This is a genomic window from Pelodictyon luteolum DSM 273 (assembly GCF_000012485.1).
Classification (GTDB): domain Bacteria; phylum Bacteroidota; class Chlorobiia; order Chlorobiales; family Chlorobiaceae; genus Chlorobium; species Chlorobium luteolum.
In genome coordinates this window covers 1,993,661-2,017,687 of the sequence record NC_007512.1, presented here as the reverse complement: position 1 = coordinate 2,017,687, position 24,027 = coordinate 1,993,661, and the positions used below count along the sequence as shown (strand labels likewise).

Below are 24,027 nucleotides of genomic sequence, written 5' to 3'. Positions count from 1 at the left end.
CGGAGCCGGGTCCGGGGATAATGTGGCGTGGTTCGGGTGAGCGCGGGCGGGCGGTCTCTGCGGATTGCTTGCATATACCATTTTAATATTTTATGTGGCATGGTATATTATTGGTTAACAGAACCACAGGAGGATACCATGGATTTGCAGTTGCTTTCCGCTAATGTCCGTCGCCTCAGGAGTATGAAGCGCTTCAGCCAGAAAGAGCTTGCCGAAGCTGCCGGCATGTCTTTGCCGGCCATCAAGAATCTTGAGCTTCAGAAAAGCGAGCCGCGCATGAGCTCCTTGCAGGCAATTGCAAGGGCGCTTGATGTGCCCCTGCAGGATTTTTTCCGCCCGGTTCGCCAACTGCACTCCGTCCGTTTCCGCTCCGGAAGGCGGATGCAGAATCGCGAAAATGTTCTGGCTGATGTTTCCAGATGGCTTGATGATTACGAGTATCTGGAACAGTGCCTGAAAAGGGAGTTGCCGTTTCGGCTTGAAGCAGAAAGGGCATCGTGTTTCAGGGCGCGGCCGGTTGAAGCCGCTGCGCTTTGTCGGGAAAAACTGGGGCTGAAGCCGACCGAGCCAATCCACGATATCTGCGGTCTTCTTGAAGATGCCGGGGTGAAGGTGCTGTCGGTTCCCATGGCTTCGGATGGTTTTTTTGGTCTCTCTGTTGGAGAAGAGGACGGTGGTCCGGCGGTGGTGGTGAATATATGGGGGCGGATTACCGTGGAGCGCCGGATTTTCAGTGCGGCACATGAGCTTGGTCATCTCATGCTGCATGCAGGAGCCTATGCTGTTGGTCTTGTTGATGAGAGTGAGGAGGAGGAGCGTGAAGCCGATGCTTTTGCAGGCCATTTCCTGTTGCCGGACGAAGGGTTTCAGAAGGAGTGGGAGGAATCGGCGGGACTGCACTTTGTTGACAGGGTCTTCAAGGTCAAGCGCATTTTTCGGGTCAGCTATAAAGCGGTGCTCCACCGCCTAGTGGAGTCGGGGGCAGCAGATGCCTCCATCTGGCGGAAATTCAATGCTGCCTATCTGCGCCGCTTCAACAGGAGTCTTTCCTACAAGGAAGAGCCATCCGGGATGGGTGCTTCTGAACCCATCGGGATGAAGGCGGTCGACTTTTTCGAAGACCGTTTCAGCCGTCTTGTCCGGGAGGCTCTTGAACAAGAGAAGATTTCGCTGAGCCGGGGTGCTGAAATGCTCCGTATAGGCGTTGAGGAGATGCAGGAGCTTTTTCGGGATTGGGAGATGGTGCTGTGACGGGCCAGCCATCATCAAGCCGGGTGATGCTGCTTGATGCATGTGTGCTGATCGATTTCCTGAAGGCGGACAAAGCGGTTCTGCAGCTTATGGTGCAGTATGTCGGAGCGTTCTCTGTCATTGGCCCCGTTGTCGATGAAGTCAAAGAGATCAATGATGACAATGAGCTTATCGAGCTCGGACTGATCATTATGGAGCCGGCTCTTGAGGATGCTTATGCTGCCGGCAGTCAAAGAGGCCCGTTGTCATTTGAAGACCGCCTTTCTCTTCTTACTGCCAAGCGGCATGGGTTGCTTTTGGTGACCAATGACAGGCGTCTTCGCAGGGAATGCGAGCCTGAAGGCGTGGCTGTTCTGTGGGGGCTTGAGCTTCTTGCGGCCTTGCATAAGGCTGGTGGTATGCCGGCCATGGAGGTTGTGGGAATTGCTCAAGCAATCCGGGAGTCTAATCCAAAGCATATTACCCCGAAGATTGTTGAACGTTTCGAGGAAGTCATCCGGCACCAGGACTGTCGTCAGAGGTGAGATCGGATATGTGTAATTTCTGCATCCGGAGCGTGCATTACGATTGTTTCGATTGGCCTGCTGATACGCATAATGCTCTATGGACGCAGTAGTCTTTCCCTCGTTTCCCACCCATATCCCGCTAATATTGCGGGCCCCCTTACGTAAGGAACAGCCGAAGTCCGGAACAGCCGAAGTCCGAACAGCTCGGGTCCAATGGGGGGGTTAAGTGATGCTGCAGGTGGGGTCCGTTCATGCTACGCTCCCCTCGCCGAGGGTCATTTGGGGGCGTAGTTGCGGGGCGCAAGTAATCAGGTTCCTCACGATATGGGCATGACTTGAAGCAGTTCCAGCGAGCATGCAAGAGCGGATGATAGGGGGCCACTTCACCTGACCCTTGAAACCATCGCAAAGCTGAAGCAGGCACCTCGGCATGGCCTTGCCGTGCTGGCGATTCTATGGCGTGCATGCCCTGAGGAATCGTTGCGGGTGATGCGGTACTTCATGAAGGATTGCGTAAATTCAGCTTCAATTTTACTCCCTTGCCGTTATGACTTCTCCTCATTGGGTTTCTACGTTTCGCCTGCAGGTCCGGAATGTGCGTTCCTATCTGTTCATCCTGCTCGGCTTTGCCCTGCCGTTTTCGGTTGCCGCGGGCAATATCCTAGTCGCCCTCTTCCTTGTCCTGCTTCTCATCGGCGGTGTGCGCCGGGAGGACTGGACACGGGTTCGGCATAGTCCTGTAGTGCTTGCGGTGTCGGGCTTTTTTGTTCTGCACCTGATTGGGCTGCTCTGGACAGAGGATATGCCGGTAGGTCTCCATGTTGTGGCCAAGGCGGCATACCTGCTCCTTATCCCCATCTTCATGCTCGGAGTGAAGCCTGAGCACATGCGCCGTTACCTCTGGGCTTTTCTTGCGGCTATGGTGGTTCAGGCAATCTGGTCTTACGGAATCTGGCTGCAGCTGCTTCCTACCGGGACATTCGGCGGTCCGGAGGACCCGGTCATGTTCATGGGCCGTATCACCTACAGCCCGTTTCTTGCCATTGCCGTCTATCTGTCGCTTGCCCTCGGCGTGCTCGAGAGGGGAGCCGGTTGGGGGAAAAAACTCTTTACCCTTTCGCTCGGCGTTTTCCTTGCGGTCGATTTGTTCCTGACCCAGGGACGTGCAGGCCATGTGGCGTTTTTCGTTGTTGCCGTTATTGCCGTTTTCCAGTATTTCAGCGGGCGGCGCTGGGTGGCGGGACTGGTGTCGCTTGTGATGGTGGCCGGCCTCTTCACGGCGGCCTACACGTTCAGCGATGCCTTCAAGGGGCGGCTTGGCCAGGCGGTGTCGGATAGCAACGGTTACGAAATGACCAATTCCACTTCTGTCGGCACGCGCATCACCTTCGTGCTCAATTCAATGGAAATCTTCAAGGAACACCCGCTTATCGGGGTGGGAACAGGAGACTTCAGGGTTGAGTATGCCAGAATGAACGAGCGCATGTCACCAGCAATGCCAGCCACCCATAACCCGCACGACATGTACGCGCTTGAGATGGTGCAGTTCGGGGTACTTGGGCTTGCGGCCCTGCTTTGGATACTCTATCTGCAGGTTTCGTTCGCACGCAAATCGAACAATCCGCTGCAACGGAATGTGGGCGTGGCGCTGCCTCTGATATACGGGGTGATCATGTTCAGCGACAGCTACCTGTTCGGACACTTTTCGACGCTGCTCTTCGTCTATCTCAGCGCATTCCTCTACAGGGATTTATCCGGGTCGGAAGGGATCGAGAACTGAAGGTCGTAGAGGTTTTTATAGGCACCGTTCATTGCGAGCAGTTCCGGGTGGGTACCTGATTCAACAACCCTGCCGCGCTCCATCACGATGATCATGCTGGCGTTCTTGATGGTCGAGAGGCGGTGGGCGATGACGAGTGAGGAGCGGTGCTCCATGGCATGGTTGATGGCTTCCTGCACCACCTTCTCGGATTCATTGTCGAGGGCGCTCGTGGCTTCGTCGAAGATGAGGAGCTCAGGGTTCTTGACCATGGCGCGCGCAATCGCAAGGCGCTGGCGCTGTCCGCCGGAGAGCTGGATTCCGCGATCTCCTATGAGGGTTAGGTATCCATCGGGCTTGTCCGTGATGAAGCCGTGGGCGTTGGCGAGCCGGGCAGCCTGTTCGATGCGCTCCCGGGTGACCTTTTCGTGCATGCCGTAGGCAATGTTATGCTCAATGGTGTCGTTGAAGAGAATCACTTCCTGGCTTACCACGCCGACCATCTTTCTCAGCTGCTTATAATCAAGATCGCGGATGTCGGTACCATCAATGGTGATGCGGCCGGAATCGACATCGTAGAAGCGCATGAGGAGGTCCGCCACGGTGGACTTGCCGGAACCGGACTGACCTATGAGTGCGACACTGTCGCCCTTTTTTATTTCAAAGCTGACGTTGTCGAGCACGTTGGGTGCATCAGCTTCCTCGCGGTATTTGAAGGATACGTTCTCGAAGCGGATAGCTTCCTGGAAGGTACTGATGGGTTTCTTTCCGTTGACGAGGGTCGGTTTGGTGTCGAGTACTTCAAAGATCCGTTCGGCCGATGCCCGGCCGATCTGCAGGGAGTTATGGGCGTTGCCGATCATTTTCAGGGGGCCCATGACGGAGTAAAGGGTGAAGGCGAAGACGAGCAGTTCATTGGCTGTCATGACACCGGCAAAGACCTGCAGCCCGCCGAACCAGAGTACCATGGCGATGGCGCCGATGAGGAGGGTTTCGTTGAGCGGCCCCGTCATGTCGCGCAGCCGGAAAATGCGTATGGTTGTTTTGCGGAAATCGTCGGTGAATGCCCTGAAGCGACCGAGCTCCTCGTGCTCGAAGGCGGTTGCCTTTATGAGCTTGATGCCGTTGAACTTCTCCTGCAGAACAGAGTTCATGTCGCTGAGCCGCTCCTGCAGGGCCGCTGCATGGCCCTTGATGCCGTTTCCGATCAGGCTTATGAAAAAGAAGATGACGAGCGAGCTGCCGACGGCGAACAGGGTCAGTTTCCAGCTGAGGGCGAGCAGGACGGCCACATAGACGAATATCGAGAACGGGTTCTGCAGGAAATTGACGAGGGTGGTGCTGATGCTGCGGTCGACGTTTTCAACGTCGTTGTACACGTAGTTCATCAGGTTGCCGACCTTGTTGCGGTTGAAATAGCCGAGCGGCATCTCGATGATGTTTGCGAAGATATCGTCGCGGAGTTTCTTGGCGGTCTTGCTCTGGATCCTGAAGATGAGGACCTGGTTCAGGTAGACGAAGAGGTTCTTGAGGGCGAAGGCTGAAATCAGAAAAAGGCAGATCTTCAGGAGCATGAGCTCTTTCGTTTCAGCCCTGAAGAGGCTTTGGTAACGGGTGAGTGCCCACTCCTTGAGTGCGCCGGTATCGCGCTTGAAGTCGAAGCTGCCGGGCGAGGTATGCAGTGCCGGTTCCGAAGGAGGCGTCCGGGGCTGGTTTGGCCTGAGTGCCAGATTATTGGGGGTGGCCTGCTTGCCGGTGGTCTCCAGCATGCTGATGCTCTCACTGGAGGTGAAGACGGCGTTCAGGAGAGGCAGAATCGAGTAGATCGAGATGACACTGAAGATGGACGTCATCATGCTGACTACGACGACGAGCACGACGTTTCCTTTGGAGGGGGCAAGGTATCGGAGGATTCTGAGCAGTACGGCCATGAAGGTTCCCGGGGTGGATTCATCGGTGCTGAAGCGCTAATATACTGTATAAATCGGAAAGAAGACTTCCTCCGATTGAGGCAATAGGCGGATGGCCACAAGTTTTGTACCTTTACCTCGAAGTTTTTTTCGAGCAGCAGTGAGAGTGCATGGTAGAGTTGACAAGCAAAAAGGATGATCGGTTACGCCGGTTGAGCAGGTCCGCCGAGACTCTGATCGCCTGGGCGGTGATGCTGCTCGGCGTACTGCTGCGCGCGGTGAGTCGCCCTGCAGCTATGCGGTTCGCCGATCTGGCAGGGGACGCCATCCATCATGTGGTCGGTCTGCGCAGGGACCTTGTCTACCGGAACCTCGCGCTGACTTTTCCCGAAAAGTCGCAGGAGGAGGTGCGCCGGATTGCCACGGTTGTATACCGCAACATCACAAGGACGTTCATCGATGTGCTCCGTTTTCCCCTCATCAGGGAGCAGGCCGACATTGACGCTCTTGTCGATATGGATGTGTCTCCATTCTGGCAGGGCACCGAGAACGGTCGAAAGGGCGCGGTGATGCTGTCAGCCCATTACGGCAACTGGGAGCTTATGGCCATGGCCTTCGGGATGAAGGCCAAGCCTATGACTATTATCGTTAAGGAGCTCACCAACAAAGCACTTGATGAGGCCATGAACCGGTTCCGTACCCTCAACGGCAACAGCATCGTCTATCAGGGGGATGCGGTGCGCGAGGGTTTGCGTCTCTTGAACGAGGGTGGGGTGCTGGCCATCCTCGCCGACCAGTCAGATCCGGGAGCCAGCGCCTACGGGGATTTCCTCGGGCGCAGGGCGACCATGTTCCAGGGAGCGGCCGTTTTCGCGCTGCGAGCAAAGGTACCGCTTTTCGTCGGCATGTGCCGACATGCCGAGAACGGGCACTACCGGGTGGATGTAAGGGAGATTGAAACTGCCGATCTGAAGTTCTGCAGGGAGGATATCGAGACCCTCACCATCCGCTATACCAACGTGCTGGAAGAGTACATCTACAGGTGGCCCGAAGAGTGGTTCTGGCTGCACAACCGCTGGAAAAACGCCTGAGGGAGAGGACAGCTATGCACATCTGCCTCGTCAATGACACCCGGCTTCCGACGAAGAAGTACGGAGGAACCGAGCGGCTGATTGCCTGGCTGATCGGGGAGTACCTGAAGCTTGGGCACAGGGTTTCCGTGGTGGCTCCGACCGGTACGGCTCTGCCGGGGGTGGAGTGCATTCCCGCCGATACCCACGAGGATGCTTTGCAGGTCATTCCAAAGAGTGCCGATATCGTCCACTTCCACTCCTGGGGTCCGCCTCCCGATTTCGACCGCCCGTGGATTTATACCCTGCACGGTGTAGCCGAAGGAGCTGTCCTGCCTAAGAACACGGTCTGCATCAGCCGGAGCCATGCCCGTCAGCACAACGTCAAGGTCGTGGTGTACAACGGAGTCAACCCTGACGAGTTCCATTTCCGCGATCGGAAGCAGGATTACCTGCTTTTCTTCTCACTGATCCGGCGCAGGGCGAAGGGGGCCGAGCGTGCAATACGGCTGGCCCGCAGGTATGGGCACCGTACGATTTTTGCCGGCGGCACGCGTCTCGACCTCATCAAGGGCGGCGGGTTACTGGAGAGTTTCCATCCCGGGCTGAAGTTCGTAGGGAAGGTCGCAGGCGAAGAGAAGGCGGAACTGTTCTCCAACGCAAAAGCCCTGCTCTTTCCCATCAGCTGGGAGGAGCCGTTTGGCTTGGTTCTGGTAGAGTCGCTGCTGTCGGGTACGCCGGTCGTGGCAACACCGCGCGGAGCCGTGCCGGAGCTTGTGCCGCCGGAAGTGGGCGCACTCTTCACTACTGACGAGGAGTTCCCCGACGCGCTTGAGCGGGCAATGGCCTGCAGGCCTCTTGATTGCCGCGAGTGGGCGATGGCCAATTTCTCCTCAGCGGTCTGTGCCGGCAATTACCTCACCCTCTACGAACGCTTGCTCGGCGGGGAGGACGTCTTTGGCTGAACATACCCCCAAAAGCATCCTGATTGTCGTCCAGCGTTCCAACGGCGACGTTTTCCTCTCGGAGCCCCTGATCAGAGGGTTATTCGAGGCGTACGGCAGTCCCCGCATCGACCTGCTCATCAACGACGACACGCTGGCAATTGCACACACGCTGCCTCATATCGGGGAGATCCATACCTATTCGTATCGTCTGCGCGCTGAGGGGAAGAAAGGTCAGACCGCGGATCTCTATAGGAAGCTTTTCAGAAAATATGACCTCGCAATCAGTTTGACGGCTAGTGATCGTTCGGTGCTCTTTGCGCTCGCGGCCGGCCGGAGGGCAATCAGCGCGGTCGAGCCGGATTCCGCGAAGTCCTGGTGGAAGCGGGCGCTGCTTTCAGATCATTACCTGTTCAATACGGGTCGGCATATCCTCGAGAACAACACCGCAGCATTGGAGCTGCTGGGGATCGATGCCGGTTCGCTGGAGGTGCGGGCGCATCATTCTGCTTCCGCCTCTTCGAGTGTGGAGCGGATGCTTGCGGATCGGGGCATCGGTTCGTTCATCCTTTTCCATCCAGGGGCGCAGTACAGCTACAAGGTCTATCCCGAAGAGCTTCGCATTGAGCTCCTTGAGAAGCTAGACGGGCTTGGGGTCCCGATTGTGGTGACGGGCTCGAAAAGTGCGGTGGATATGGAGATCAAGCGTTCGCTACCGAAGCTCCGGAACCTGCATGATTTCATCGGGTGCACCAGCATCGACGAACTGATTGCACTGAGTGCCTGCTCAATGGCGTATATTGGTGCTGATACATTGAACATGCACATAGCGACCGCTCAGGAGCGGCAGGTGTTTGCCATCTTCGGCCCTACCCTTCCGGCCATGTGGTCTCCATGGTGCAACAGTCTGCACCGCGCCACCGGCGAAAGCATGCCGCTACAGACCTATGGCAACATTACCATGTTCCAGGCGGATATGGAGTGCGTGCCGTGTGGTAAGGCCGGGTGCGACGACCATCACGGCAAAAGCGACTGCCTCTTCCGTATTGAGCCTGAAACCATTTATCAGGAAGTTGCCTCTTGGCTGAAAAAATCACGGTAACCATCCTTACGAAGGATTCGGAAGCAACCCTCAGGGAGTGTCTTGAAGCCTTGCGGGGCTTCGATGAGGTGGTCGTGCTCGACAGCGGCTCCGGTGATCGTACGCTCGAGATTGCCCGCAGATTCCCGAACGTGGTGGTGCATGAGCACCCTTTCCTCGGCTTCGGGCCGATGAAGAACCTTGCAGTCGACAAGGCGTCGAACGACTGGATCCTTTCCGTCGACAGCGACGAGGTCGTGAGCTCCTTTCTTGCAGAAGAAATTCAGTCGATGCAGCTCGACGAGCATTGTGTCTACGCGGTCGGGCGCAACAACCATTACCACGGGCGCCTCATCAATGGTTGCGGCTGGGACAACGACCTGGTGGAGCGCCTTTTCAACCGGAAGCGCGTTCGATTCAACGACAGGATGATTCATGAGGGTCTCGAAATCAACGAGGGGACACGGATTGTCCGGCTGCGTGGCCGCCTTAAGCATTACGCATACGACAACGCTTCGCAGCTGATTGCCAAGCTGCAGCACTACTCGACCCTCTGGGCCGATGAGCGGAAGGGAAAGAAGAGCGCATCGGCTTTACAGGCGTTCCTCTTTGCTGCGTTCTCGTTTTTCAAGTACTACATCCTTAAGAGGGGGTGGCTATACGGATACGAGGGGCTCCTGATCTCTGTCTCGAACGCCAACGGAGTCTTTTACAAGTACATCAAGCTCTACGAAGCGAACCGCCGATGAAGTGCAGTCTTGTCATCACAACATACAACTGGCCGGAAGCGCTCGAGCTCTCACTTAGGAGCGCGCTCCGGCAGTCGGAAGTGCCCGACGAGGTAATCGTGGCCGATGACGGGAGCCGGTCCGATACCGCCAGACTGGTCGAAGAGTACCGGCAGTCCTCCTCCATTCCTGTGGTGCATGTATGGCAGGAGGATCTCGGCTTTCGGGCGGCGGCATCAAGGAACCGGGCAATCGCTGCGGCTTGTGGTGAGTATGTGGTGATTATTGATGGTGACATGGTGCTTCATTCCGATTTCATACGGGATCACAAACAGCTTTCTCGCGAGAATACCTTTGTCCAGGGTTCACGGGTGATGCTTTCACGGCAGACAACTGAGGCGCGTCTGGTGTCGAAGAATATCGATATATCTCCTTTCGGCAGGGGGGTCGGCAACCGCAAAAGCGCCGTCCGTCTCCCCTGGCTTGCAGGTATGCTTGCAAGGCCGACAGAGGCTCTCCGCGGTATACGGAGCTGCAATATGTCATTTTTCAGGGCGGATTGCATCCGCGTCAACGGTTTCAATGAGGATTTTACGGGGTGGGGGCGAGAGGACAGCGAGTTTGCCGTGCGGATGATCAACAGCGGCGTGCTCCGGCGCAACGTGCGCTTCAGCGCCATCGCGGCGCACCTCTGGCACAGGGAAAACAACAAGGAAGCTACAGGGGGCGCCCTTGCAGAGAACGACAGGATCCTTCAAGAGGCAATGATGGTGAAAAAGACGTGGTGCCCGAACGGCATCGACAAGTATCTGGAGAAGCAGTGAGTATGAAAATCAGCGCCTTCACCTTCATAAGGAACGGAACCATCTATGGATTTCCCTTCGTGGAGTCGATACGCTCGGTCCTCTCAATTGTCGACGAGTTTGTCGTGAACGTGGGTTATGGGGACGACGACACGCTCGAGAGGGTGCATTCGATAGGGGACCCGAAAATCCGCATCATCGAGTCAAGGTGGAACGATAAAATGCAGTCGGGCGGCTACGTCTACGGCCAGCAGAAGATGATTGCGCAGTTCAACACTTCTGGCGATTGGGCCTTTTACCTTGAGGGCGATGAAGTCGTGCATGAGGATGAGCTGCAGAAGATAGTTGACGCCTGCCGCCGCCATCTCAATGACGACAGGGTGGAGGCACTGACGTTTGATTACCACCATTTCTACGGCAACGCCCAGAGCGTGCTCGATTCTCCCGGTTGGTACCGGCGCGAGGCGCGCATCATCAAAAACTCTGTGAAGAGCTGTGCGCCTGACGGGCTTTTCTGGCATGTGCTGGCAGATCGGGGGAGGGTGACCCGCTACCCGCGGGCCGCCCATACCGGGGCGCACATCTACCACTACGGCTGGGTGCGGAGCGAGGAGGAGATGAACCGGAAGTCGGAGAATGTGCAGAAGTACTGGAGCAACAGCCATAAGCGCATCGACTACGGCGAAATCGACCAGCAGATTATCAGGCCGTTCACTGGCGCTCATCCGGAGGTGATCAGGGAGTGGTTGGCGAAGGAACAGGGACTGTTCCAAGCTAACCCCGACCACGTGCTGACGAAACGGGAGAAGAAGCATCGGCTCATGCTCAAGCTGGAGAGGGCGCTGGGGCTCGAGCTGAGCAAGAAACACTTTATTGCAGTGAAATGAAGAGCCGTTCCGCCATCCTCCTGCCGAACTGGATCGGGGATCTCCTGCTTGCCCTTTCCGTTGTCGAACGCCTACCGGCTCGGCGCCGGGCGGAAACAACCTTGCTCGTCCCGAAGAAGATGGGCGGGCTGGTAGCGCTCCTTTCCGAGTTGCCGCAGATTGCATTTGATCGGGCAGACAGTGCAGAGCGCAGCCGGACGCTTGAGTCCGTGCAGTCTGCGGGGTTTTCCGCTATTTACCTATTACCCTATTCCTTCTCATCGGCGTGGTTCGCTTTCCAGGCTGGCATTCCGGTTCGACGGGGGCTTTCGCGTGAGATGCGCGGGTTGCTTTTGACCGAGCGGCTTCCGGGCAGGCTCCGAGACAAGTCGCAGCACATCACGAAGGAGTATGCCGAGATCCTGCAGGTACCGTACCGCGAACCCGAAGCATGGGGCGGGAAAGCGGTGCCAGCCGATGAACGTTATCGCGGTGTGGTCGTTTACTGTCCCGGTGCCGCATACGGCCCAGCGAAACGCTGGCCCCATTTTGCCGAGCTGGCCCGATTGCAGGCAGGTGAAAGGGTCGTGGTTCTGGGTACTGCTGCCGACAGTGATGAGGCCCGTAAGATTGCCGCAGCAGCGCCTGGCCGGGTGGAAGACCTGACCGGGAAGACCTCTCTTGTGGAGGCGGCAGGAATCATGGCTGCAGGAAAAGCGGTGGTGTCGAACGATTCGGGGTTGATGCACCTCGCAGGGTACGTCGGTACGCCGCTCATTGGCCTGTTCGGTTCGACAAGCCCAGGCTGGACCCGTCCGCTCGGCAGCAGGAGCGTCATCATGCAGTCGACCGAACCATGTGCGCCTTGTTTCCAGCGGACCTGCCGGTACGGCCACTACCGGTGCCAGGAGAACCTTATGTCGGACGCTGTGGCATCAGTTGTTCAGGAGTTGTGCGGTTAGGAATCCTACCGCCCTATAAGGGCATCCTGAAATATTTTACCTTCCTGAAGCCGAGTCCCAGCCAGTATTTGCGAATGAATTCAATCCTTGCTGCCACGGATAACCTGTACCCGTCAGATTTCGGGACATACCAGCTGTTCAAGCCGGTCCTCATGATGACCTGATAACCGTTCGAAACCATATGGTTGTGTTTTCGGTGGTTGGTAACATGGTCTTCCAGCAGTACCAGTTTTGGTTTCCATTTCGTGAGTGTAAAACCCTTGAACATCTCCATCTCATGGCCTTCTATATCGATTGAGATGAAGTCAAAACCAGGCTCTACCCCGTTTTCCTCGAGAATCGAATCCAGAGTCCTGCAGGTAACGTCGATGGTTTCATTGCTGGTGGTGCCGAGAGCTATAGGGTTGGTATTCAGGGTTGAATGCCCGCCGGCAACAATGAGCTTAAGGGTATTGCCATGGTTTTGTGGTGATGAGCATGCGTACTGGATGACCTTTCCGGTCCGCTGCTCCTTCAGCAACTGTACATAGTGCGGGATCGGTTCCAATAGCAGTCCCCTCCAACCCAGCTGTTCGAAATGATAGGTCTGGGACTGAATGACCGGCTCATTTGCGCCTACATCAACAAAAAACCCTTGTGGCTTATTGTTGAAAAAGCTCCGTTCAAGTTCTTGTTCGTATGCATGGGAAACTTTAAAGTTTCGCACATATCTGTTCTGAAAATCAACGGAGCCCATATCCATTTCTTTTGTTCGGTTTTCCTGGGGCTGACGTGCCATGATTACTGTTTGCTGTTCTCTGCTGTGTTCTGATGCATACGTGTGACTCCTGCCGTTACGGATGCGGTGTCAATATCGACGACTTCAGGGGTCGGGGAGACGATGACCTCCTGCAGGGTGCTGAGTGGCGCGTAGGCCTGGCTGTCGCCCGGATTATGGCGGTACATGGCCACGAGCGGGGTGTCTGAGCAGGCTGCGATATGGACGAGTGAGGTATCGGGGGTTACGAGGAACCGGAGCTTCCGTACAACTGCCGAAACTTCATAGAGGTTTTTCGTTGCGGGAGAGGGGACAACATTCTTATGCGGCTGTTCGATCAGCCGTTTTTCGTTTAGGTCGCCCGGTGCTGAGAAGATAACGAAGCGTTCGCCGGGGAAACTCTTGATGAGGTCGGACCACTGTTCAATGGTGCGGTGGCCTCCCGGGGTACCGGTGCTGATGTTGATGCCGACGTATTGCCGGTCCGGGAGTTCAGCAAGGAAGGTGTTGATCTCGTCCGATACAGGCATGGTAGGTATATACGGCCTGCAGGGGGTGATCTCATGGTGCCCGAGCGCCTGCATAAGGGACAGGTTCCTTATCGATTCATGGGTGCTTTTGGGTATGTCGAGCAGGTAGTCGTACAATTCTTCGTTGCCGTTGTTCCGGAGGCCTACCTTGAAGCGGGCGCGGATAAGGCGTGCGTTGAGGTTGAATGTGGTTGATGGGTGGTCCTTCGGGTTGAAGAGTACGTCGTATTTTTTCAGGAGGAACTTGAAAAAGTATCGATGCAGGTCTCGTTTGGCGTGATAGGTGGCGGTGACGTTGCTGTCGGAGCTGAAGAAGTCGCAGATGATGCGGGTAAAGGCAACGACATAAATGGCCGATGCCGGATAGGTTTGCCGGAGGGTTGCGATGAGCGGGGTCTGCATGATGGCGTCACCGTAGCACTCCCTGGCGAGGACGACGATGCTTTTCGGTGTTGATGCGATGGGGGCTGTGTGTTTTTGCATCTCGATCAAGTTTTGTGATAATGTAGCGCTTTTCACGGTATTTTCGTTTGGTGAAAGAATGGAGTGGTATATTCACTGACATTGTGTCCCAAACTTATCTCTTGTATCAAGTATGTCAGATTTCCTCAGTACCATAGCCGCCGGACTGATGTCGACGCTCAATCTCTCCATTCCAAGGACCGTGAACGGCAAAGCGGTATCGGTTCCCGTGCTGGGTGGGGTAAAGGTAGGCGTGAGCGGAGAGAAGTGGATGTCGGGTGTATTGACGGAGATATTCCGATATGCAGATGGTGGTATCTTTTACGATGTCGGGATTAACCTCGGTCAGACCCTCATCAAGGTGAAAACGCTTGCCCCGGACATGAAGTATGTGGGGTTCGAGCCGAACCCGTCCTGCGTCGCTTACCTTGATGCACTGGTTTCATCCAACCGGTGGAAGAACATCAAGGTTGTTCCCGCAGGCCTTTCGGATAGTGACGGCGTGGTGCCGCTCTATGGTAGCGACGGGACTGATCCGGAATCGACTATTGTTGCCGAACTTCGTTCGGAAGGCCAAAAGACGGTGAAGTTCGTTCCGGTTTTCCGTCACGAAAGCATTGAAGGCGTTGTGCTTGATGGCAGGGTGTCAGTGCTTAAAATCGATGTCGAGGGGGCTGAACTGGAGGTAGTGCGTAGCCTGCAGGGACTCATCGAGCGGGACCGGCCTGTCATCATCATGGAAGTGCTGCCGAATCGGCAGGAGAACGAGCTGAAGGCACGCCGGAGCAAAGAGATGGTCGGAATGATAAGCGGATTCGGTTACTCGTTCTACCGGATCATGAAAACTGAGGCTGATACCTATCGCGGCATTGCGCCGGTAAGCGATGTGGGTGATTATACCGATTCAGTCATGAAGGATCATGTCTTCGTGCCCACCGAACAGGTTGATGCGATCGGGAAGGTTCTGACGGTTCTCGCTGGCTGACTTTGTGAGCCTTTGGCACTGGTCCGGCGCGACCCTCCCAGGGACGTGGTGCATTTGTACCCGTTCCCGGGAGGGTTTTTCTTTTTGATCAGTTGGTGTCTGCCGGCTCTTTGTTGTTAGCTTTCCGGTAAATGGCCGTAAAGTTGGTGAACCCGCTCATGTCTCCTTTCTGCGCGTTGAGGTGGTAGCGGATGAAGATCATGAGGCGTGATTCGCTGCTGCGTGCGGTATAGATGTCGCCGCTCCATATGCCGTACTGCCTGAGCGAGTCGGGGAGGTTGGTCGTTTTAACAAGTGCGAGCAGCGGTGTGGACTGCAGGGGCATGTCTGCGGTGGAGGCGTAGTAGAATGCTTTTCGTCCGGTGTAGAACGGGACGTTGTAGAGATCTCCGTTTTCCACATGGATGGGGATGTTGCCCGGAATCTGGTTCTCATTGACGACCGCCCTGCCGAGGCTGTCGATCGGGCGGCGCGTTTCCAGCTGCGGCATGAGTGCCGTGCTGAAGATGAAAAGCGCGCTGAAGGTGCCGATGAATGGGGCGTAGTAGAGCGAGCGGGTGTAGGGGGCCAGCATGAGGATGAGCGCAATGACCGGTATGGCATAGAACGCCGGATGGAAACTGAACACCTGCACCATGGCCACACTGAGCGCTACCCCTATCACCGCAGGTAGAATGAATGCGGTATTCCATAGCAGTGCGAGCGCTTTGTTCGAAGGCGCGGGACTTGTGCTCATCCATGCTGCCGTGAGGAGCGCCATGGCAGGGTGGGCCTGGATGAAGTAGGTCGGGATCTTGCCTTTCGAGGCGGTAAAGATGACGAGCATGACTGTGAACCATGCCATGGGGAGTGCGATGTTCCTGAGCCGGCTCGGCTGCAGGAATGTGCCGATGAGCGCGAAATAGAACACCAGCGAGTAGGGGAAGAAGCTCCAGAGGATGACTTCCGGGTAGAAGAAGAGGTCTTTAAGGAGGTTGCCGTTATAGCTGAACGCGCGCTCTACGGTTTCATTGCTGAGTACCTTGAGGTACTCACTGCCGTAGGAGAGGTACATGGCAAGGATCCAGCTCATGCCTATGGCCACGGCAATGAGCGCGCCCGACAGGGGGCGGTGGCTCCAGATCCGGCGGAATATATTCTTTGCGTTGAAGCGGGCATAAACCGTGATGTAGGTGATGATGATGCCCCCGATGACGATGAAGTAGGGGAACCCCTTGGTGAGGACGGTGAGGCCGAGTGCCGCGGCGGCGGCGGTGCTGTACCATCTGTTGCCGCTTTTCTCGCTTTTGAGGAAGAGCCAGAGCGTGAGGGTGAAGAAGAACGCCAGCGGGATTTCGGGTGAAGCGTACTGTTTGCCGGCGATGAACTGTATGCCGATCGCCTGCATGGCAAGAGCATAGAGGGCTGCTTTGTCACCGTAGAGCATCCTCGCCATCGACCAGGTAAGCAGTACGGTCCAGAACGCCATCACGACGATGGGGAGGCGGAGTGCGAACTCGTTCAGCCCGAACACGGACGCCGAGGCGGCCATCAGCCAGTAGGTGAGCGGCGGCTTGACAAAGCGCGGTTCGCCGTTGTAGGTGATGTTGAGGAAGTCTCCCTTTTGCAGCATAACGCGGACTGCGTCCGCGTAGAAACTCTCGTTTTCCGTCCAGATGTCATTGATGTGGAAGTTGACAACATAGAGCAGCGCCGTGAAGGCGAGGAGCAGCAGGAATGTTCTCTGGGTGGAAGCGGTGCCTTGCATGGGTATGGACGGTTGAGGCGCCCTGGAAGAGGGCATGTTCCGGTAATGGCCGAATATACGAAGATTACCCCGTAATCCGCCTGAGCGAGCTCTGCATCGAGCGGATGGCTTCGGCAACGGTTCCGACCTTGATATCTCTAACCAGGTAGGTTTCAGAGGCTACGATGGTGCTTGTGGTGCTGAGTGGGCCATAGCCTTTCATGGCTTTAAGGTCGCTGGGAAAGAATGCGATGACCGGGGTATCGAAGCATGCGGCCATGTGCACGAGCGAAGTGTCGGGGGTTACGAGCAGATCCAGCTGCTGCAGGATGGTGGCGACCTCTCCGAGATTCGCTGTTGCCGGGGAGGGGATGATGTTCGGAAGGGTGTCCTCAAGATGCTTTTTATCGGCAGTGTCGTTCCCTGCTGAGAACACGACGAACTGATGGAGGGGGAACTCCCTGACGAGCGCCTCCCACTTCTCGAGGGTCCAGTAGCGCGACGGGCCTCCTGCGCTGAGGTTTATGCCGATGCACCCTTTCAGGGAAATCGAACGGCTGAACTCCCTGACATTCCTGCCGACGGGGTAGCATGGCATTTCGGGATAGAAGGCGGCGTACTTCTTCCGGTCGAAGCCGAGCGCATCGAGGAGGCCGGCGCTCTGCTCGGTTACATGATCCAGGTGGTCGATCTTGACGAGCCGATCGAAAATGCCTTCGTGCAGGGGATGGCTGTGCGAGACCTTGATCTTGGCCCTCAAGATGGTGCAGAGGAGAAGGTTGCTGGTTGAGGGGGAGTCTTTCGGGTTGAAGAGAACATCGTAGCGGTGGGTGAGGAGGAACTTCACCCAGACCCCTATCCCGCTTTTCAGGCAGAAGGTCCCCGATACATAGGGTGAGTAGCGGAAGAACTCCTCCGTTCCAGTCCGCGAGGTGATGACATGGAGCTCGGTATCCGGAAGTGCTGCCTTCAGCTGGCGCAGCAGTTTTGTGAGAAGGATGCTGTCGCCGTACCGGCCGACCATGAGGATGGCGATGGAGCGGATCGGCTTATTTTCATGATTGTTGAGCCGGTGTGAGCGGAACCGGGAGACTGCCTGGAGCAGCCGGGCAACGGCTTTTCTCTTTCCGGTCACATGACCTTGTTTGGGGTCGGTACTCTGTTCCAAAACGGGGGCGTGTCGTTGGGTGTTGATTTTTTAATGCCCTGCAATGTACGGTTTCTCTGTGATTTTTTTGATGCGACGCATTGGGTCCTCTGCGGCATGGCCGGGAGGATCTCCAATGTGTCATGTTGGCCGGTCAGGTTGTTTTCTCTGTACTGCCGGTTACTTTTTGCATGCCTCGCGCAGTGCCGTGATGCAGAGAGTCATCCGTTTGTGCCGATACACCCGGCCCATGGACTGCCAAACTTCAGGAGCTATGTTCCGGAGATGCTCAACATCAATGCGCATGGCATCGGCAAATCCCCTTACCTCTTCGGGGGCGAGCTTTCGACGGCAGATGATGTCCAGCAATGCCCGAAGGGGCATGGCAACCAGCGCTGCGTGTCCATTGAATGTGATGCGTTCGACCGACTCCAGTAAACCGCCTTCTTGAATCGCAATGGGGTACATCCGGTAGAGGCCAAGGATCGGGTGGTTGATCTCCAGCTGCCGCCTGCCCGGAACGACCGACATGCATTTATTGACGGCTCAGTCTTTCTTTGGGGGTATTGCCATTACAGCAACTTGCCCAGTGCCGGGCAGGAAAACCGGCGCATCGACTGAGTGAGTTTTGAATGTGAGCCGTCAGTATTGATATTGCATACTTGACAGTGCTTCGTCACTGAGGGTGGTGTCATGGTAGGTATTGCTGTCGAGGAAGCCAGTGATCGCCTCTATAATCGCCTCTATGATCGCCTTTATGACCGCCTCTATTCATGAGCGCCAGAGAGCGCAGTTTCTTGTAATGTTTCAAGCTTTTCATCCGCATGATGGATCCAGTCGCCGTGCGCCGGCCTTCTTTTCTTTTCACCACCCTGTTTCTGCTCGCAACGATGGTTCTATACCCTGTTGCCGGTGCGCTGCTGTTCTCGCTTGCGGGGGGAAGTGGCGAGGCCGTGCTTGGAGGTGGCGGCATCGGCGGGCTGCTCGGTCCGCTTCGGATGGCACAGGCTTCGGGCCAACTCATGATGCTTGCGCTGCCGGTGCTGCTGCTTGCGGCATGGCATGTGCGCGCCCCACTCTTTTCACTGGAAAGCCTGCGGTTTCTTGGAGTCCGTGGAGGGTTTGATTGGCGGCTTGCGGGGTTTGCGGTTGCCGGGGTGTTCCTGCTTCAGCCGCTCGTGTTTACGGTGGCCGGGCTGCAGAACCTCTTTCTCTGGCCAGCGCTTGGTGCTGCCGGCGCGGAGGTGGTGCGCCAGCAGGCGGTGATGGAGGTGTTCATCGCCGAGCTTGCCCATGCCGGGTCAGTGGGGGAGTTCCTTGTGGTGGCCTCGGTACTGGCTGTGGTTCCGGCGGTGACGGAGGAACTGCTCTTCAGGGGATATGTGCAGGGGAACTATACCCGCTCAATGCGTCCGTTTTCGGCAGTGCTGCTTACCGGCACCATGTTCGCTTTCTTCCATATGAGTGCGGCCAATCTTCTTCCCCTTGCTTTGCTTGGCTGGTATATTGGCTATATTTACAGCAGAACCGGCAACCTTGCCGTGCCGGTGTCGGTTCATTTTGTGAACAACATGGCCGCGCTCCTGCTTCTTCTGTCGGCCGGCAGCTCGCCGGTGGCGGGTTCCGATCCGGAACTGCTGCTGTTCAAGGTCTGGTGGTGGGTGCTCCTGCTGCTGTCGCTGTGGTTGTTCATCTGGGTGATGCGGCGTTTTTCCGCCATTGCTTCCTCTTCGTAACAGGTGTCTGTATGGGTAAACTTCTGAGCATCAATCTTCTGCAGCGCGTGCTGGTGGCTGTGGTGGGCATTCCGCTCCTGCTTCTGGTCATCAGGGCGGGCGGCGACTTCTTTTTTGCATTCTTCCTGCTGCTTGCGCTGCTTGCCACCTACGAGTTCCACCGCCTTGCTTCGCACCGGGCCCATCCCCCTGCGCTCTGGCTCATGCTGCTCTCCACCGTTCTGCTGCAGGGGGATTTCTATTACGGCCTTGTGGAGCCGTGGGTGGCGTTTCTTCTGGCGGTGATGCTGCTGTTCCTGCTTGAGCTCTTTATGACGGCGGGCTCTCCGCTCCTGAACCTCGGTTCGGCTCTTGCCGGCCTGCTCTATGTCAACCTCTCGTTCGGTGCCCTTCTGCGCCTTCGTATGGAACCGATGAACGGTACGGGGGAGGCCATGGTGCTGTTGATGTTCATCTCTATCTGGGCGACGGACATTTCCGCCTATTTCGGTGGGAGTCTTGCCGGAGGGAAACTGATCCGGCGGAAACTGTTCCCCCGCCACAGCCCGCACAAGACCTGGGAGGGGTTCTTTTTCGGGGTGGCAGGGAGTGTTGCAGCAGCGTTCGCTTTTTCCTCTTTCGTTCCTTCCCTCACCCGTGAGACCGCACTGCTTGCCGGTGCCCTCATCGGCCTGTTCAGTCCTGCCGGTGACCTCATAGAGTCCATGTTCAAGCGCGATGCCGGAGTGAAGGATTCTTCCGCGCTGATCCCCGGCCATGGGGGGGTCTTGGACCGGTTCGACACGGTGATGTTCGTTGCACCGTTCGTTTACCTCTTGACACGGTAAAGATTACGTTCTGCGGGTGGGCTGCATGCAGCGTGAACGGCGGATTTCCTCAGGTTATTTCTTGAGCCATCGCATTCTCCTCTCTTTGAGCACCCTCCTGATTTCACTGTTGATAACGCTCGTTGCATCCATAGGTGTTCTCCGTTGGCTCAGTGTCAAAGTAATCTTCGAAGAATTTCATTAAGGCTCTATCCTTGCATGCTTTCCCTTGTAGGGATGAAGATGGATTCTCTTCCGTTCGGTCTGGGGGGTGTTCTCCGTTTAGAGGTTCGTTCCCTATTGCGTATATTTGCGTTTCAATTTGAATGGTGGGGCCCCTCTTTCGTGCCCTGCCCCGCAGCTCCAGCAACCCGGTCCCGTAAGAATGTCATAATGAAGATTGAAAGCCTTCTCTCCGAAAAGTACATTGCCCTGAACCTCGTACTCGAGACCAAGGAACAGGTGATAGAAAAAATGCTTTCGATCGTTTTGGAGCATCCGGGGGTGCGGGATATCGACAGGCTTCGGGCTGATGTCTTGAAGCGGGAACAGGAGATGTCGACCGGCATCGGAAAGAAGATCGCCCTTCCCCATGCCAAGACCGGAGCGGTTACCCACCCCGTGCTTGCCATCGCGACCCTCAAAGAGGATATCAATTTCGACGCCATCGATGGCGAGCCGGTGGAGATCATATTCCTTCTGGCCACTCCCGAGGACATGCTTGCCGAACACCTGAAGCTGCTCGGGCGCATCACGCGGCTTGCCGGGCGGGCGGACGTCAGGGAGAAGATTTGCCGGGCAGAGTCTTCGACTGAAGTCCTCGAGATGTTCAGGGAAGAGGAGAAGGATCTGCCGCAGATCTGAGCGGCCCATCTATCCATTACAAACGCAAGCAAGGTTATTAGAGAGGTAAAAGGGGCTTATGTCGCAGTATCAGGCAGTAAAGGGAACACGGGATATCTTTCCTGAAGAGGCAGCACAGTGGAAACATGTTGAGGAGGTGGTGCATACCCTGGCCTCCCTCTACGGGTTCAGCGAGGTGCGCACGCCGGTGTTCGAGTACACTGAACTGTTCCAGCGCGGCATAGGGGCCACCACGGACATTGTCGGCAAGGAGATGTTCACGTTCCTGCCCGACCCCGGCGGGCGCTCCCTTACCCTCCGTCCCGAAATGACTGCCGGCGTGATGCGTGCCGCCCTGCAGCGGAACCTGCTCTCGCAGGCCCCTGTCCATAAACTCTACTACATCAGCGAACTGTTCCGCAAGGAGCGCCCCCAGGCGGGCCGCCAGCGGCAGTTCTCGCAGTTCGGCGCCGAACTGCTCGGCGTGTCCTCTCCTGCGGCGGTGGCCGAAGTGCTCACCTTCATGATGCAGGTGTTCGAAACGCTCGGCCTCTCAGGCCTTCGCCTCCGTATCAACACCCTCGGCGACCTTGAGGACCGTGCGCGCTACCGTGAGGCGCTGCGCTCCTATTTTCAGCCGTATGAAGGGGAGCTTGACGAGTCCTCGAAAGAGCGACTCGAGAAGAACCCTCTTCGTATCCTTGATTCAAAGAACCCCGCTCTCCGGGACATGATCACCGGCGCTCCGCGCCTGTTCGATTTCGTGAAGGCGGAAGGGGTCCGGGAGTTCGAGGCTGTATTGCGGTTCCTTGCGGACCGCGGTATCGACTACGACGTCGACCACCTCCTCGTGCGGGGGCTCGATTACTACTGCCATACGGCCTTTGAAGTGCAGAGCACGGCGCTCGGTGCACAGGATGCGATAGGTGGCGGTGGACGCTATGACGGGCTCGCAAAAGAACTCGGCGGAGGCAAGGAAATGCCGGCGGTAGGGTTTGCGGTGGGAATGGAGCGGCTGCTCATCGCCATGGAGAAGCAGGGGCTGTTCGCTACCCTTAATCCGCATGGTCCCCTCGTGTATGTGGTGGTGCAGCAGTCTGAGCTTGCCGACCATGGTATGCAGGTGGCCTTCAAGCTGCGCCGCTCCGGCATCAGCACCGAAATCGACCTTGCTGCAAGAAGCATGAAGGCGCAGATGCGCGAAGCCAACCGGATCCGCTCCGGATATGCCCTGTTCGTGGGGCAGTCGGAGTTAGAGTCGGGGCAGTACGCACTGAAGAACCTCGTCACCTCCGAGCAGACCACCCTTGAACTCCAGGCCATCATCGAAATCCTCCGCGAGCCTTCCATCCGCGAAGGCCTCAAGGCTTGAGGGCCTGAGCTGTATGCCCCGAACGGTAACCATCTACGGCAGGCCTGAATGCTGCCTCTGCGTTGAGGCGATGGAAGTACTGCTCTCTGTGCAGAAAGAGGTGCCGTTCACCATCGAAAAAAAAGATATAACGGAGGACCCGGTTCTGGAGTCCCGCTACCGCTTCAGCATCCCCGTCATCCATATTGACGGCGCCTTCGCCTTCAAACACCGCGTTACCGCAGTTGACATTCTTTCCCGCCTTCGGGATTAGGGGTTGGAGATGCGGCGTCATCCTTGCCGTTTGGAACTGGACGGCAGGTTAGACTCTATCAGTCGAGTGCTGAGCCCTTTCATCTGTTGGTTTCAGCGTTTTTCCTCATGTATGGCGGCTGCGCTGGGTTTGTTCACTGGCGGGCGGTGTTTATTTCTCAGGCCCACTTTCGGGGGGGCTCAGCAACTGGTACTGTCTGGTGGATTTTTCGAATGCATTGCATGCCTGCATCTGGCCGATCACCCTGTCCAGATCATTGTAGTCGAACGCGGCGGACCATTGCTGGATTTTCTGCATGGCGGCAATGAACGGTCCGGGTTGTCCCCGCTGCGAGAGGACACGGAGGCAGTCAAGATACTCTTCTCTGAAGAGTGTTGGTACAATCACTCTGCATGCCTGCATGAGCGACAACTCTGCGTTCATGACCAGGCGTGCCAGCCGGCCGTTTCCGTCGATGAACGGATGTACTTCCGAGACGATGAACATTGCAAGAAGCGCCCTTGCCATGCCGGGCGGCACCGAAGGCAGGAGTTTGCTTCCCTCTATCAGTGTTCCCTGGACATTCTTCGGCAAGACGAATGTGGTGTTCCCGGCACCATTTTCGCGGTCCTTGAAGTCACCGGGTGCCGTTTCCGGCCGTTCTTTCATCAGTGTACGGTGGCGCTGTCGCAATTGCTGCAGGACGGCTTCTCCCGGTGCTGTCGATTGAAGTGACCATCCCGGATCGATGGCCTGCCAGAATACTCCAAGGATATCGTGCGAGTCTTTCGGGCGTTGGTCGATGATTTTGCCTTCAAGCACAATTTGGCGGGCCTCAGAGATATCAAATTCCGTCCCTTCGATGAAGTTGCTGAAATAGGACTCCAGAAAAGCAAAATTGAAGTGAGCTGTTTCCGTTGTGGCCGGAGTGTGTTTCTGCATGAGGGGCGTTGTCCGCAATGCAGCTGCCAATGTTTCGAACAGTTCCAGACGAGCGGCATCAAGAGGTATCCCTCTTGCCAGAGCGCGACCCGCTACTGTCGAAAGTCGGGCACTTTTTGTTCCTGGAATGCTCCCGATGAGGTCATGCAGCATACCGCATTCCTTCTCGAAACCCAGAGCGGCTGAGATGTTGCGGGCCTCATCCCTGATGCGGTTGAGAGCCTCGGGGCCCCTTGATTCATAAATATTTACCAATCGTTCTTCGACAGCCTTGCGCCCCACGGCTTTTTTGACTGTCCCGCGGCTCTGGGTGAGGTTTTCCATCAGCATCCGCGCCTCGGATGGGAAAAATATATGTTGAGAATATGAATACATTCGGACAGACCCAGACTTACGAATTTCAAGGCACATCAACAGCAGGTTTGACAGTTCATGCGTACTTGGTTGACGGTCAATATCGCCTTGGAAAAGATGTTCAAAATGATCAGATGGCGGACAATTGAGAAGCTGTTTGCGATGATTGACCTTGGAAGCGTGTTCATTACTCCGGCCACGACATCTGCAAGTCTTTCTTTTAACGTTGGCCATGGCTGTACCGTCAAACAGCCT

Annotated in this window: 23 protein-coding genes; 16 read left to right on the top strand and 7 right to left on the bottom strand. The window is 56.5% G+C overall.

Going from position 1 to position 24,027, the window contains the following annotated elements:
- Window positions 1-138: 138 nt before the first annotated feature.
- The 3 genes from PLUT_RS09335 (at window position 139) to PLUT_RS09325 (ending at window position 3,537) form a co-directional block, all read left to right on the top strand.
- Entirely contained in the window at window positions 139-1,251 is a 1,113-nt protein-coding gene (locus PLUT_RS09335) for a helix-turn-helix domain-containing protein (RefSeq protein ID WP_011358532.1), read from the top strand.
- A 26-nt stretch (window positions 1,252-1,277) separates the two neighbouring features.
- Complete coding sequence (locus PLUT_RS09330) at window positions 1,278-1,775, top strand: PIN domain-containing protein (protein ID WP_041463905.1); 498 nt, start codon at window positions 1,278-1,280, stop codon at window positions 1,773-1,775.
- A gap of 577 nt (window positions 1,776-2,352) precedes the next feature.
- Window positions 2,353-3,537, top strand: a complete 1,185-nt coding sequence (locus tag PLUT_RS09325) for an O-antigen ligase family protein (RefSeq protein WP_041463904.1) — start codon at window positions 2,353-2,355, stop codon at window positions 3,535-3,537.
- Here the strand turns inward: PLUT_RS09325 and PLUT_RS09320 are convergent.
- Window positions 3,498-5,447 (bottom strand): ABC transporter ATP-binding protein, encoded by a 1,950-nt coding sequence (locus tag PLUT_RS09320; protein WP_011358529.1) that lies wholly within the window; start codon window positions 5,445-5,447, stop codon window positions 3,498-3,500. The two genes, PLUT_RS09325 and PLUT_RS09320, sit on opposite strands and share 40 nt — an antisense overlap.
- Before the next feature lie 191 nt (window positions 5,448-5,638).
- Between PLUT_RS09320 and PLUT_RS09315 the strand changes: the two genes are divergently transcribed.
- From PLUT_RS09315 to waaF, 7 genes are read left to right on the top strand one after another with little or no spacing between them, the layout of a single operon-like run.
- Window positions 5,639-6,517, top strand: a complete 879-nt coding sequence (locus PLUT_RS09315; protein ID WP_238974582.1) for a lysophospholipid acyltransferase family protein — start codon at window positions 5,639-5,641, stop codon at window positions 6,515-6,517.
- A gap of 14 nt (window positions 6,518-6,531) precedes the next feature.
- A complete protein-coding gene (locus PLUT_RS09310) occupies window positions 6,532-7,461 on the top strand; it encodes a glycosyltransferase (RefSeq protein ID WP_011358527.1) in 930 nt (309 codons plus the stop codon).
- A complete protein-coding gene (locus PLUT_RS09305; RefSeq protein ID WP_011358526.1) occupies window positions 7,454-8,542 on the top strand; it encodes a glycosyltransferase family 9 protein in 1,089 nt (362 codons plus the stop codon). Before PLUT_RS09310 ends, PLUT_RS09305 begins: the two co-directional genes overlap by 8 nt.
- A complete protein-coding gene (locus PLUT_RS11910) occupies window positions 8,521-9,270 on the top strand; it encodes a glycosyltransferase family 2 protein (RefSeq protein WP_011358525.1) in 750 nt (249 codons plus the stop codon). The genes PLUT_RS09305 and PLUT_RS11910 overlap by 22 nt, the downstream gene beginning before the upstream one ends.
- Window positions 9,267-10,073 carry a glycosyltransferase family 2 protein gene (locus PLUT_RS11905; protein ID WP_011358524.1) on the top strand — a complete coding sequence of 269 codons (807 nt, stop codon included), beginning with the start codon at window positions 9,267-9,269 and terminating at the stop codon, window positions 10,071-10,073. The genes PLUT_RS11910 and PLUT_RS11905 overlap by 4 nt, the downstream gene beginning before the upstream one ends.
- Window positions 10,074-10,075: 2 nt before the next feature.
- Complete coding sequence (locus tag PLUT_RS09290; protein WP_011358523.1) at window positions 10,076-10,939, top strand: glycosyl transferase; 864 nt, start codon at window positions 10,076-10,078, stop codon at window positions 10,937-10,939.
- On the top strand, window positions 10,936-11,880 hold the full coding sequence (gene waaF, locus PLUT_RS09285; RefSeq protein ID WP_011358522.1) for a lipopolysaccharide heptosyltransferase II: 945 nt from the start codon (window positions 10,936-10,938) through the stop codon (window positions 11,878-11,880). The genes PLUT_RS09290 and waaF overlap by 4 nt, the downstream gene beginning before the upstream one ends.
- A gap of 13 nt (window positions 11,881-11,893) precedes the next feature.
- On the opposite strand, the gene PLUT_RS09280 is transcribed toward waaF, so the two are convergent.
- Window positions 11,894-12,622 (bottom strand): FkbM family methyltransferase, encoded by a 729-nt coding sequence (locus tag PLUT_RS09280; protein ID WP_203415224.1) that lies wholly within the window; start codon window positions 12,620-12,622, stop codon window positions 11,894-11,896.
- A 38-nt stretch (window positions 12,623-12,660) separates the two neighbouring features.
- On the bottom strand, window positions 12,661-13,650 hold the full coding sequence (locus PLUT_RS09275) for a glycosyltransferase family 9 protein (RefSeq protein WP_011358520.1): 990 nt from the start codon (window positions 13,648-13,650) through the stop codon (window positions 12,661-12,663).
- A gap of 112 nt (window positions 13,651-13,762) precedes the next feature.
- Between PLUT_RS09275 and PLUT_RS09270 the strand changes: the two genes are divergently transcribed.
- On the top strand, window positions 13,763-14,614 hold the full coding sequence (locus PLUT_RS09270) for an FkbM family methyltransferase (protein WP_011358519.1): 852 nt from the start codon (window positions 13,763-13,765) through the stop codon (window positions 14,612-14,614).
- 88 nt (window positions 14,615-14,702) lie between these two features.
- Here the strand turns inward: PLUT_RS09270 and PLUT_RS09265 are convergent, their stop codons facing one another.
- From PLUT_RS09265 to PLUT_RS09255, 3 genes are all read right to left on the bottom strand, one after another.
- A complete protein-coding gene (locus tag PLUT_RS09265) occupies window positions 14,703-16,361 on the bottom strand; it encodes an ArnT family glycosyltransferase (RefSeq protein WP_049752387.1) in 1,659 nt (552 codons plus the stop codon).
- A gap of 64 nt (window positions 16,362-16,425) precedes the next feature.
- Complete coding sequence (locus tag PLUT_RS09260) at window positions 16,426-17,508, bottom strand: glycosyltransferase family 9 protein (RefSeq protein ID WP_011358517.1); 1,083 nt, start codon at window positions 17,506-17,508, stop codon at window positions 16,426-16,428.
- A gap of 159 nt (window positions 17,509-17,667) precedes the next feature.
- A complete protein-coding gene (locus PLUT_RS09255) occupies window positions 17,668-18,018 on the bottom strand; it encodes a hypothetical protein (RefSeq protein WP_011358516.1) in 351 nt (116 codons plus the stop codon).
- Between the two features lie 293 nt (window positions 18,019-18,311).
- On the opposite strand from PLUT_RS09255, the gene PLUT_RS09250 reads away from it, so the two are divergent.
- The 5 genes from PLUT_RS09250 (at window position 18,312) to PLUT_RS09230 (ending at window position 22,497) form a co-directional block, all read left to right on the top strand.
- Window positions 18,312-19,223: a CPBP family intramembrane glutamic endopeptidase gene (locus tag PLUT_RS09250; RefSeq protein WP_011358515.1), complete on the top strand. Its 912-nt coding sequence runs from the start codon at window positions 18,312-18,314 to the stop codon at window positions 19,221-19,223.
- Between the two features lie 11 nt (window positions 19,224-19,234).
- A complete protein-coding gene (locus PLUT_RS09245; protein WP_011358514.1) occupies window positions 19,235-20,050 on the top strand; it encodes a phosphatidate cytidylyltransferase in 816 nt (271 codons plus the stop codon).
- A 372-nt stretch (window positions 20,051-20,422) separates the two neighbouring features.
- On the top strand, window positions 20,423-20,893 hold the full coding sequence (locus PLUT_RS09240; protein WP_011358513.1) for a PTS sugar transporter subunit IIA: 471 nt from the start codon (window positions 20,423-20,425) through the stop codon (window positions 20,891-20,893).
- Between the two features lie 58 nt (window positions 20,894-20,951).
- A complete protein-coding gene (gene hisS, locus PLUT_RS09235) occupies window positions 20,952-22,244 on the top strand; it encodes a histidine--tRNA ligase (protein WP_011358512.1) in 1,293 nt (430 codons plus the stop codon).
- 13 nt (window positions 22,245-22,257) lie between these two features.
- The gene (locus PLUT_RS09230; protein ID WP_011358511.1) at window positions 22,258-22,497 is read left to right on the top strand and encodes a glutaredoxin family protein; all 240 of its coding nucleotides are present in this window, start codon (window positions 22,258-22,260) and stop codon (window positions 22,495-22,497) included.
- Between the two features lie 150 nt (window positions 22,498-22,647).
- On the opposite strand, the gene PLUT_RS09225 is transcribed toward PLUT_RS09230, so the two are convergent.
- Window positions 22,648-23,742 (bottom strand): Fic family protein, encoded by a 1,095-nt coding sequence (locus tag PLUT_RS09225; RefSeq protein WP_238974581.1) that lies wholly within the window; start codon window positions 23,740-23,742, stop codon window positions 22,648-22,650.
- Window positions 23,743-24,027 lie beyond the last annotated feature (285 nt).

Coding starts and splice junctions, on each gene's coding strand:
- PLUT_RS09335 (WP_011358532.1), top strand. CDS start 139: ATGGATTTGCAGTTGCTTTCCGCTAATGTCCGTCGCCTCAGGAGTATG.
- PLUT_RS09330 (WP_041463905.1), top strand. CDS start 1,278: ATGCTGCTTGATGCATGTGTGCTGATCGATTTCCTGAAGGCGGACAAA.
- PLUT_RS09320 (WP_011358529.1), bottom strand. CDS start 5,447: ATGGCCGTACTGCTCAGAATCCTCCGATACCTTGCCCCCTCCAAAGGA.
- PLUT_RS09310 (WP_011358527.1), top strand. CDS start 6,532: ATGCACATCTGCCTCGTCAATGACACCCGGCTTCCGACGAAGAAGTAC.
- PLUT_RS11905 (WP_011358524.1), top strand. CDS start 9,267: ATGAAGTGCAGTCTTGTCATCACAACATACAACTGGCCGGAAGCGCTC.
- PLUT_RS09290 (WP_011358523.1), top strand. CDS start 10,076: ATGAAAATCAGCGCCTTCACCTTCATAAGGAACGGAACCATCTATGGA.
- waaF (WP_011358522.1), top strand. CDS start 10,936: ATGAAGAGCCGTTCCGCCATCCTCCTGCCGAACTGGATCGGGGATCTC.
- PLUT_RS09280 (WP_203415224.1), bottom strand. CDS start 12,622: ATGGATATGGGCTCCGTTGATTTTCAGAACAGATATGTGCGAAACTTT.
- PLUT_RS09275 (WP_011358520.1), bottom strand. CDS start 13,650: ATGCAAAAACACACAGCCCCCATCGCATCAACACCGAAAAGCATCGTC.
- PLUT_RS09270 (WP_011358519.1), top strand. CDS start 13,763: ATGTCAGATTTCCTCAGTACCATAGCCGCCGGACTGATGTCGACGCTC.
- PLUT_RS09265 (WP_049752387.1), bottom strand. CDS start 16,361: ATGCAAGGCACCGCTTCCACCCAGAGAACATTCCTGCTGCTCCTCGCC.
- PLUT_RS09255 (WP_011358516.1), bottom strand. CDS start 18,018: ATGTCGGTCGTTCCGGGCAGGCGGCAGCTGGAGATCAACCACCCGATC.
- PLUT_RS09250 (WP_011358515.1), top strand. CDS start 18,312: ATGATGGATCCAGTCGCCGTGCGCCGGCCTTCTTTTCTTTTCACCACC.
- PLUT_RS09245 (WP_011358514.1), top strand. CDS start 19,235: ATGGGTAAACTTCTGAGCATCAATCTTCTGCAGCGCGTGCTGGTGGCT.
- PLUT_RS09240 (WP_011358513.1), top strand. CDS start 20,423: ATGAAGATTGAAAGCCTTCTCTCCGAAAAGTACATTGCCCTGAACCTC.
- hisS (WP_011358512.1), top strand. CDS start 20,952: ATGTCGCAGTATCAGGCAGTAAAGGGAACACGGGATATCTTTCCTGAA.
- PLUT_RS09230 (WP_011358511.1), top strand. CDS start 22,258: ATGCCCCGAACGGTAACCATCTACGGCAGGCCTGAATGCTGCCTCTGC.
- PLUT_RS09225 (WP_238974581.1), bottom strand. CDS start 23,742: ATGGAAAACCTCACCCAGAGCCGCGGGACAGTCAAAAAAGCCGTGGGG.